Source organism: Candidatus Sodalis sp. SoCistrobi, from assembly GCF_900143145.1.
In the GTDB taxonomy this organism is placed as follows: Bacteria; Pseudomonadota; Gammaproteobacteria; order Enterobacterales; family Enterobacteriaceae; genus SoCistrobi.
Map to the genome: position 1 here is coordinate 1 of NZ_FRDB01000113.1, position 9,463 is coordinate 9,463.

Consider the following 9,463-nt stretch of genomic DNA (forward strand, 5'->3'; position numbering starts at 1 on the left):
AATATGTCACCAGGGTTTAATCTGACGTACAAGCTGTAAGCTTAAGGCAGAGTACAAACTCACCGGTAACATCCCAATGATCAGTTGGGGATCATTAACCTTTGAAAGTCAATGATCAAGATATAAGGCTGGAGTAGGCCAAAAGCTCCAGCCCCTCAAACTGGCTAATCTCCGCCATTCCCACCTCAAAACTGCGGTTCAGCAAACTGTAAGGGTTTTGCACCGTGACAATACGCGGCAGGCCGTGCTTTTCCGCCAATTGCAGGTAGCGCATCGCTCCCCAGGGGGTTTCATTGGAGATGCCGATATAGCGGATTTTCCCGGCGCGAACCTGCTCATTCAGGGCGTCCAGCGTTTCCAGCAGCGTCACCGGCAGTTTCTCGTCGGTATAGCGATAACCCAATTTGCCAAAGCAGTTGGTGCTGCGTTGCGGCCAATGTACCTGATAAAGGTCGAGATAATCGGTATTTAAGCGCTTCAGACTATCTTCCAGCGCCTGGCGGATATTTTTGCGATCCAGCATTTGCTGGGGACGAATTTCATCATCGTTGCCGCGTGCCGGCCCCGCCACTTTACTGGCCAGGACAATTTTCTCGCGCTGGCCATGGCGTTTCAGCCAGCTACCTATATAGCGCTCCGTCAGCCCCTGAGTTTCAGGTCGCGGCGGTACCGGGTACATTTCCGCGGTGTCGATGAGGTTAACGCCATTGGCGAGAGCGAGATCAAGTTGGGCGTGCGCTTGCGCTTCGCTGTTTTGCTCGCCGAAAGTCATGGTGCCCAGGCCGAGCACGCTGACTTCCAGAGAACTATGGGGAATACGGTGATAAAGCATCGGGGCAGGTTCCTCAGTGACGTAAACGTACAGGCGTGATCGCACCGCCTTGACTGACTATAGCCAAGCCAAGGCAGGGGGAGAAGGGGTAAATTAAGCCAGCGACGCGTTGCGGGACGCGGGGATCATCGTTCGATGATCTGCGAAACATCGTTGCCGTTGATTTGCCTTTCGTTGCCGCGTTCATCGGTATAGCGGATGAGACCGGTGGTTTTATCGATTTCGGGTTTGCCGTCGGTCAATATCATCTGACCGTCTTTGGTCGCCATGACGTAATCGCTGGTGCAGCCGGTAAGCAACACGACGCCGAAGAGTGCCGGCATCAGCAGACAAAGTGTTTTCATTATCATTATCCATCCATTAAGTTACCTAGATTGTTAACAATATAAGCAAAAAACACCGGCTTCACTAGCGCTGTAAGGGAAAATTCCCGCGCTACCCGTTCTTGCGCGTTGTGTGAGGGTCAGGCATCTGGACCGGACATCCGCTCCGCCGCTTTTTTATTGCGCAAGAGGTTGAGCGTTTCCACCGCCAGCGAGAAAAACATGGCGAAATAAATATAGCCTTTTGGCACTTCGATCGCCGCACTTTCCATAATCAGCGCGCCGCCGACCAAAATCAGAAACGCCAGCGCCAGCATCTTGACCGAGGGGTGCCTGTCGACGAATTCGCCTATCGGCCGGGCAGCGAAGAGCATTATCGCCACCGCGATGATCACCGCCGCCATCATGATGAATAAATGGGAAGAGAGGCCGACCGCGGTGATGACCGAGTCCAGGCTTAAAATAATGTCCAGCATCATGATTTGGGTTATGGCACCGAGATAGGATTGCACCGTGCTGCCTTCGCCGTCGGCGCCACCGTGAAATGATTCCAGTATTTCCCGACACGATTTCCAGATGAGAAAAATGCCGCCGAAAAACAAAATTAAATCCCGGGCGGAAACCGGATGAGCCAGCAAATAGAACAGCGGCTTGACCAGATGGCTGACCCAGGCTATCGCCGCCAGCAGGCCGAGGCGCATCACCATCGCGCCGAACAGACCCAAGCGGCGGGCGCTGCTTTGCTGTGACGGGGGGAGTTTGGCGACGACCACGGACAGGAAAACGATATTATCGATACCCAGGACAATTTCCAGGAGGGTCAAGGTTCCTAACGCCAGCCATGCGTTTGGATAGGCAATCCAATCAAACATTACACACATTCACCTAAACAAAAAATAAACGATAATTATACGCGGTGTTGTTGGTGGGCTGGCAAGCGAAAACGCGGTTATAACAGGAAATGTCGCGCCAGTAGCTGCGCGGTGAAGTTTTTTTTCAGGTAAAAACCGCGCGGCAGCGTCAGAATCGGCTGACCAAACTCACCGACGGCGGCGGTCAGGGCGCGACTATTGGCGGCTTTGGGCCGCAATTGCAGCACCTCACCGTGGCGGGCGGTGATCCGTTCCACTTTACCCAACACGATAAGGTCCATCAATTCTTCCCAGTCGCGCCGCAGCTGCAGCTCTTCCTCAGGATCAGGGCTCCACAACAGCGGCGCGCCAATGCGGCGGTGCGCCAGCGGAATTGTCCGTTGGCCTTCAACCGGGATCCAGAGCACCCGCGCCAATTTATAGCGCACGTGGCTGGTTTCCCAGGTCACGCCGCTATTGCCGGTTAACGGCGCCACGCAGACAAAGGTGGTCTCCAACGGCCGTCCGCCGGCGTCTACCGGAATAGTTTTCAGCTCGACGCCGATCGCGGCAAAATCCTGCTCGGGCTTACTGCCGGCGCTGGCGCCGAGATAGCGCTCCAGCAGTACGCCAATCCACCCCTTATCGCGCTTGAGATCGGCGGGCATCGGCAGGCCAGCCTGGGCGGATAATTCGCTTAGCGTATAACCCGCCAGCGCATCGGCGCGGCGTAGCAGTTCCCTTTCATCGGCGGGCGGTCCGTGTGGAAGGGAAAGTGGCATCAGGCTGTTCATCTCTCGGTCCTGAACTGAATGAAAATTAGGCACCGGCGACGCCCTCGCGCCAACATCGCGCGCGACGTCCGTGAAAAAATTAATAATAGCATGATTTTATACCTTTTTTTAATCACCTTGTCGGGCTTGGTGCAGGTCGGTGAGCAGTTGTACACCCGCTACGGGCAATAATGAACAGGATCTTACACCAGGTTATCCACAGATTTGCGGGATAACCCTGGTTGTCGACGAGTACTGTTTCCATTTACAGCCTTGACGGCGCCAATTTTAGCCCATTTGTCCATTTTTTTGCGACGTTGATCCGTTTTTCTGTGGATAAAATCACCGATGGTTGTTTTTTATCCATGCCCGGTGACGCGATATTTCAACGCGATGACGATGCGCAGTTGGTGAAGATGATAAACGTTTTAGTCTGTTGATCTTGTTCTTTATTTTTTTGCTCGTTCTCCCCTGGCCGGGCATTGGGCGAAAAGTTTTACCCACCTAATCCAGCGTTGCACACACACCTATCCACAGAAAAAGTGCATAAAGTGGTGCCAGACAGTTGTGAGCTGTTTATAACTTAGCGTCGTAAAGCGGCCTTAACAGTGTTATTCACCGGCGATTAGTGAAAACCAGTGGTTTACCGTGCACAGCGAGTATGAAACAATCGGAACATCTTACATTTTATGTAATCGAGGTAGTCCGGTGATCGATGATGATGGCTACCGCCCGAATGTTGGTATTGTAATCTGTAATCTCGACGGGCAGGTGCTGTGGGCCAGGCGATACGGACAGCATTCCTGGCAGTTCCCCCAGGGCGGCATCAACGCTGGCGAGACCGCGGAGCAGGCGATGTACCGCGAGCTGTTCGAGGAAGTTGGCCTGAGCCGCAAAGATGTGCGTATTCTGGCTTCTACGCGTAACTGGCTGCGGTATAAGCTTCCCAAGCGGCTCGTGCGTTGGGACACCAAGCCGGTGTGTATTGGTCAGAAGCAAAAATGGTTTCTGCTACAGCTTATGTGTCCAGATGCGGATATCAATATGCAGCGCGGGGGGATCCCTGAATTTGACGGCTGGCGCTGGGTCAGCTTCTGGTACCCGGTACGTCAGGTCGTTTCCTTTAAACGGGACGTTTACCGCCGGGTAATGAAGGAATTTTCCGGCGTGGTGATGCCGTTGCAGGAAACTGCAACGCAGCGCTCCGCGCCGGCTCACAGACGGAAAAGAGGCTAAGTCACGCAGATTATGCTCACGCGCTTGCGGGAAATCGTTGAAAAGGTCGCAGCCGCGCCGCGTCTGTCGGACTCACTTGACATTCTGGTTAATGAAACCTGTCAGGCGATGAATACCGAAGTCTGTTCGGTGTATTTGGCCGATAACGATCGTCGCTGTTATTACCTGATGGCGACGCGCGGGTTGAATAAACCGCGCGGGCGTACGATCACGCTGGCCTTTGACCAAGGGATTGTCGGTCTGGTCGGGCGGCTGGCTGAGCCGATTAACCTGGCGGACGCCCATACCCATCCCAGTTTCAAATACATTCCGGCGGTGAAAGAGGAGCGCTTCCGCTCCTTTCTCGGCGTGCCGATTATCCATCGCCGCCAGTTGCTCGGCGTAATGGTGGTGCAGCAGCGCGAGCATCGGCAGTTCGACGAAATCGAAGAGTCGTTCATGGTCACGCTGGCCACGCAGATGGCCGGCATTCTGTCCCAATCGCAGCTCAACGCGCTGTTCAGCCAATACCGCCAAACCCGCATCCGCGCCCTGGCGGCCGCGCCAGGGGTGGCCATCGCCCAAGGTTGGGTGGACAGCAGCCAACCCTCCCTTGACCAGGTTTATCAGGCCCGTCTCTCGACAGCGGCCACGAGCGTTTTACCGCCAGCGCACAGAAAGACAGCGCGGCGGTGTTTGACCTTTACAGCCATTTGCTCAACGACGCGCGTCTTAAGCGCGATTTGTTCGCGGAAATTGACGGCGGCGCGGCGGCGCGGTGGCCGAGTGGGCGGTGAAACTGGTGATTGAACGCTTCGCCGAGCAATTTGCGCTGCTGAGCGACAGTTACTTGCGCGAGCGCGCCGGCGATTTGCGTGCCCTTGGTCAGCGACTGCTGTTCCATCTTGATGACAGCGCCCGCAATGTGATTCAGTGGCCATCGCGTTTCGTGCTGGTGGCCGACGAGCTGAGCGCCGCGCTTCTGGCCGAGGTGCCGCAGGATAAGCTGGTAGGGGTGGTGGTGCGCGACGGTGCCGCCAATTCCCACGCCGCGATCCTGGTGCGGGCGATGGGGATCCCGACGGTGATGGGCGCCGATATCCAGCCGCTGTTGCTCAACCAGCGCTTGCTGATTGTCGATGGCTATCGCGGTGAGCTGCTGGTGGATCCAGAGCCGGTGCTGGTGCAGGAATATCAGCGTCTGGTGAGCGAAGAGCGTGAGCTTACCCGACTGGCGGAAGACGATGTGGAACAGCCGGCGGCGCTGAAAAGCGGCGAACGCATTCAGGTAATGCTGAATGCCGGTTTGAGCGCCGAACATGAACAGCGCCTCGACAATCGAGTGGACGGCATCGGCCTGTACCGCACCGAAATCCCCTTCATGCTGCAAAACGGCTTTCCCTCGGAAGAGGAGCAGGTGGCGCAATATCAAGGCATGCTGCAGCTGTTTCCCGGCAAATCGGTGACGCTGCGTACCCTGGATGTCGGCGCCGATAAGCAGTTGCCCTACATGCCGATAAGCGAGGAAAATCCCTGTCTGGGCTGGCGTGGAATTCGTATTACGCTCGATCAGCCGGAGATTTTTCTCATTCAGGTGCGCGCGATGCTGCGCGCCAATGCCGCCACCGGCAATTTAAGCATTCTGCTACCGATGATAACCAGCGTCGATGAGATCGACGAAGCGCGCCGGCTCATCGATCGCGCCGGGCGCGAGGTCGAGGAGGTGCTGGGTTATGCGCTGCCGAAGCCGCGTATTGGCATTATGGTCGAGGTGCCGGCGATGGTGTTCATGCTGCCGGCGCTGGTGAGCCGGGTCGATTTTCTGTCGGTCGGCACCAATGATCTCACCCAGTATTTGCTAGCGGTGGATCGCAACAATACCCGGGTGGCGTCGATGTACGACAGTCTGCATCCGGCCATGTTACAGGTGCTGCAGAAAATCATCAGCGAATCACAGCGCTTGGGGCTGGCTTGCAGCCTGTGCGGCGAAATGGCCGGCGATCCGATGGGGGCGCTGCTGCTGGCGGGCATGGGCTATCGTACGCTGAGCATGAACGGCCGCAGTGTGGCGCGTATCAAATACCTGTTGCGCAATGTGGCGCTGGGCGAGGCGCAGGGCCTGGCGGAGCGGGTCATCGGCGCGCAAAACAGTATTGAGGTTCGTCACCAGGTGGCGGCGTTCATGGAGCGACGCGGTTTGGGGGGGCTAATTCGGGGCGGACGCTGAGCAGGGAATCGTTACACCTGCCGGCGGTTATTTACATCCCCTGACTCTCGCCGCCGCGCCGCTATGTTATGATACGCGACTTCACGCCGCGCGGAGTAAGCGCCTGCGCGAAATGTACAGCGGTCGCCGCGGCATCCGGCGGCCGGATAACAAAAACGACGACGTTGTGGTGATGAATGACGACCCATTATCTGGCCTTTCCCCAATTTGACCCGGTGATTTTTTCCCTGGGTCCGGTTTCCCTGCACTGGTACGGTCTGATGTATCTGGTGGGCTTCGTGTTTGCCATGTGGCTGGCGGTACGGCGTGCAAATCGCCCCGGCAGCGGCTGGACCAAAGAAGAAGTCGAAAACCTCCTTTATGCCGGTTTTCTGGGGGTATTTCTCGGTGGCCGTATCGGTTATGTCCTGTTTTATAACCTGCCGCTGTTTCTCGACAACCCCTTTTATCTGTTTAAGGTCTGGGACGGCGGCATGTCGTTCCACGGCGGCCTGATTGGGGTGATCGTGGTGATGATGTGGTTCGCCCACCGTACCCGGCGCCATTTTTTCCAGGTGGCCGATTTTATCGCGCCAATGGTGCCCTTCGGTTTGGGAGCAGGCCGTTTAGGTAATTTTATCAACGGCGAGCTGTGGGGACGGGTCACCACCGATACGCCCTGGGCGATGCTGTTTCCCGGCTCCCGGCAGGAGGATATAGCGCTGCTGCCCGCCAATCCGCAGTGGCAAGCGCTGTTTGAGCGCTACGGCGTACTGCCCCGTCACCCGTCCCAGCTCTACGAGATGCTGCTTGAAGGCGTGGTGCTGTTTATTATTCTCAATGTGTTTATCCGTAAGCCGCGGCCTATCGGCAGCGTCTCCGGTTTGTTCCTGATTTGCTACGGCGCTTTTCGCATTCTGGTGGAGTTTTTCCGCCAGCCGGATGCCCAGTTGGGCCTGTTTAGCGGCGTCATCAGCATGGGGCAGATCCTGTCGCTGCCGATGATTCTGGCCGGCGTGATTATGATGGCCTGGGCCTATCGCCGCCGTCCCCAGCAACACCTGTCCTGAGGTATTATGAAACAGTATTTGGATTTGATGCGTTGGGTGCGCGCGCAGGGTACGCCGAAAGCGGACCGTACCGGTACCGGTACCCTATCGATATTCGGCCATCAGATGCGCTTTGATTTGCGCCAGGGATTCCCGCTGGTGACCACCAAACGCTGCCATTTGCGCTCGATCATCCATGAGTTGCTGTGGTTCCTTAACGGCGACACCAATATCGCTTATTTGCAGCAGAATAACGTGTCCATTTGGGATGAATGGGCGGATGACAACGGCGACTTGGGGCCGGTGTATGGCCGTCAGTGGCGCGCCTGGGGCACCCGCGACGGCCGCCAGATAGATCAGCTATCGGAAGTAGTGCGCCAGCTCAAGCAGGATCCGGATTCCCGGCGCATTATCGTTTCCGCCTGGAACGTCGGCGAACTGGACAAAATGGCCCTGGCGCCGTGCCATGCGCTGTTTCAGTTTTATGTTGCCAACGGCACCTTGTCATGTCAGCTCTATCAGCGTTCGTGCGATATTTTCCTCGGCCTGCCGTTCAATATCGCCAGCTACGCCTTGCTGGTACATATGCTGGCGCAGCAGTGCGATTTGCAGGTCGGTGATTTCGTCTGGACCGGCGGCGATACCCATCTTTACAGTAACCATTTGCAGCAGGCGGACCTGCAGTTAACCCGCGATCCGCGGCCGCTGCCGCAACTGCTCATCAAGCGCCGTCCGGCGACATTGTTCGATTACCGTTTCGAGGATTTTGAGCTGACGGGCTACGATCCCCATCCGGCGATAAAAGCGCCGGTGGCAATCTAAGCGGCCAATGCCGGGCCGCGCGGGCGGTGATACTTCCGCGCGGCGACCGCCGGTCGCGTCTGATTGCTTGGGGTGTGCCCGGCTCGCGCCTGACCCTGCTGCCATCAGTGGCGTTTTGCCACCGCATAAACGCGATGGCGCTCACGCTGCAATTGATACTTCTTGTCCTTCCTTGTTAATGATTGTGTTGCACGCTGCACAATAATCCCCCGCGCCTGGTGCGCCAGCGCGCGCCGCGCCACACTGCCATCATGCACTCTTTCCTGAACCAAACCGACCGCGATAGCGGCTACACCCTGATGGAGCTGTTGCTGGTGCTGACGTTAACCGCACTACTTATGCTGGCGGGAAGTTATGGCTGGCGTCAGCAGCAGTCCGCCCGGCAGTTGACGAGCAGCGCCCAGCAACTGCTTGATTTTATCGTGCGTCAGCAATGGCATGCCGCCTGGGGTAACCGCCGTTGCCGATTGACCGCGATAACCGGCGATCGCTGGCAGTTGCGCGGCGATCCCCAGTGCGGTTTAGTTCGTGAGGCGGCGGACGGGGCGCGCTGTATTGCGCCTTATGCCGGCGTCCATCTGTCGGTATCGACGGTGGGGGAGCTGAGTCTGGGCGGGGTGCGCCATACCGCCGGCGCACCTCGTGCTCAGCAATTCGGCGGGGCGGCTGCGGGTGGTGCTCTCCGGTCGCGGCCGGGTCCGGCTGTGCAGCGAGCAAGGGCGCTGGGCGGGGATCCCGCCGTGTTGACCTGCCGGACGGAAGCCGGGGGCGCCACGCTGAGGCCAGTTTCTGCGGGGGCCGGCGCGGCGGCCCCCGCAGGGCAGATGGCGGCTGGCGGCGCTCAAGAAGGCTTTAGCCTGCCGGAATTGCTGGCAGCTCTGGCCGCGTGCAGCCTGCTGCTGACGGTGGCGCTGCATCTATTTCCGTCGCTGCAACGCAGCATCGAAGGCGCGATGTTACAGCTTAGATTGATGCGCCAGCTTGATCTATGCGCGTTGGCCATCGCAAAAGATGTGCGCCGCGCCGGCTTTTCGCAGCAGGGTGGCACCCCGCATACGTTATGGATCGACAAGCGCCAGGGAGAGCCTCCCGGCTCCTGCCTTGTGGTTGGCTATGACTATTTATGCGCGCAGCGATGCGCCCGGGCGGTTGATTACGGCAACGTTCGGTTATCGTCTGCGCCGAGGGGCGTTAGAGACTCAGCGAGATATTAATGATTGTCAGGGAGCTGGCTGGGAAAAGGTGTTTAACAGCGATGCCTTGACTGTAGCGATGCAAAATATTCTGGACTAATTTGCAGCCAATTCTGGACTCCTTTAAACCCAAAAAAATGGCTATTTTGGACAGTCCAGAATTGTTTGCAAAAAAACAGGAGCACTTCACTTATTTTGA

General features: G+C 57.3%; 8 protein-coding genes and 2 pseudogenes. 6 read left to right on the forward strand and 4 right to left on the reverse strand.

Annotated elements, in window-relative coordinates; genetic code table 11:
* Positions 1-124 precede the first annotated feature (124 nt).
* The 4 genes and pseudogenes from CINSTRO3249_RS09040 to mutH form a co-directional block, all read right to left on the reverse strand.
* Positions 125-832, reverse strand: a pseudogene (locus CINSTRO3249_RS09040) (NADP(H)-dependent aldo-keto reductase); the annotation flags it as partial.
* 125 nt (positions 833-957) lie between these two features.
* Positions 958-1,176: a YgdI/YgdR family lipoprotein gene (locus CINSTRO3249_RS09045; protein ID WP_074013043.1), complete on the reverse strand. Its 219-nt coding sequence runs from the start codon at positions 1,174-1,176 to the stop codon at positions 958-960.
* A 119-nt stretch (positions 1,177-1,295) separates the two neighbouring features.
* A complete protein-coding gene (locus CINSTRO3249_RS09050; protein ID WP_074013044.1) occupies positions 1,296-2,027 on the reverse strand; it encodes a TerC family protein in 732 nt (243 codons plus the stop codon).
* A 77-nt stretch (positions 2,028-2,104) separates the two neighbouring features.
* Positions 2,105-2,800 carry a DNA mismatch repair endonuclease MutH gene (mutH, locus tag CINSTRO3249_RS09055; RefSeq protein WP_174249763.1) on the reverse strand — a complete coding sequence of 232 codons (696 nt, stop codon included), beginning with the start codon at positions 2,798-2,800 and terminating at the stop codon, positions 2,105-2,107.
* A 221-nt stretch (positions 2,801-3,021) separates the two neighbouring features.
* On the opposite strand from mutH, the gene CINSTRO3249_RS17195 reads away from it, so the two are divergent.
* The 6 genes and pseudogenes from CINSTRO3249_RS17195 (at position 3,022) to CINSTRO3249_RS17615 (ending at position 9,285) form a co-directional block, all read left to right on the forward strand.
* The gene (locus CINSTRO3249_RS17195) at positions 3,022-3,219 is read left to right on the forward strand and encodes a hypothetical protein (protein WP_174249764.1); all 198 of its coding nucleotides are present in this window, start codon (positions 3,022-3,024) and stop codon (positions 3,217-3,219) included.
* Positions 3,220-3,487: 268 nt separating this feature from the next.
* Positions 3,488-4,015, forward strand: a complete 528-nt coding sequence (gene rppH, locus CINSTRO3249_RS09060) for an RNA pyrophosphohydrolase (RefSeq protein ID WP_074013045.1) — start codon at positions 3,488-3,490, stop codon at positions 4,013-4,015.
* Between the two features lie 12 nt (positions 4,016-4,027).
* Positions 4,028-6,221: pseudogene (ptsP, locus tag CINSTRO3249_RS09065) on the forward strand (phosphoenolpyruvate--protein phosphotransferase).
* Between the two features lie 176 nt (positions 6,222-6,397).
* Complete coding sequence (lgt, locus tag CINSTRO3249_RS09070; RefSeq protein WP_074013046.1) at positions 6,398-7,270, forward strand: prolipoprotein diacylglyceryl transferase; 873 nt, start codon at positions 6,398-6,400, stop codon at positions 7,268-7,270.
* Positions 7,271-7,276: 6 nt separating this feature from the next.
* A complete protein-coding gene (gene thyA, locus CINSTRO3249_RS09075; RefSeq protein WP_074013047.1) occupies positions 7,277-8,071 on the forward strand; it encodes a thymidylate synthase in 795 nt (264 codons plus the stop codon).
* A gap of 251 nt (positions 8,072-8,322) precedes the next feature.
* On the forward strand, positions 8,323-9,285 hold the full coding sequence (locus tag CINSTRO3249_RS17615) for a prepilin-type N-terminal cleavage/methylation domain-containing protein (protein ID WP_254304331.1): 963 nt from the start codon (positions 8,323-8,325) through the stop codon (positions 9,283-9,285).
* Positions 9,286-9,463 lie beyond the last annotated feature (178 nt).

Excerpts from the sequence above, each read along its gene's own strand:
- thyA (WP_074013047.1), top strand. The coding sequence starts at position 7,277 with ATGAAACAGTATTTGGATTTGATGCGTTGGGTGCGCGCGCAGGGTACG.
- CINSTRO3249_RS17615 (WP_254304331.1), top strand. The coding sequence starts at position 8,323 with ATGCACTCTTTCCTGAACCAAACCGACCGCGATAGCGGCTACACCCTG.
- lgt (WP_074013046.1), top strand. The coding sequence starts at position 6,398 with ATGACGACCCATTATCTGGCCTTTCCCCAATTTGACCCGGTGATTTTT.
- mutH (WP_174249763.1), bottom strand. The coding sequence starts at position 2,800 with ATGAACAGCCTGATGCCACTTTCCCTTCCACACGGACCGCCCGCCGAT.
- CINSTRO3249_RS09050 (WP_074013044.1), bottom strand. The coding sequence starts at position 2,027 with ATGTTTGATTGGATTGCCTATCCAAACGCATGGCTGGCGTTAGGAACC.
- CINSTRO3249_RS09045 (WP_074013043.1), bottom strand. The coding sequence starts at position 1,176 with ATGAAAACACTTTGTCTGCTGATGCCGGCACTCTTCGGCGTCGTGTTG.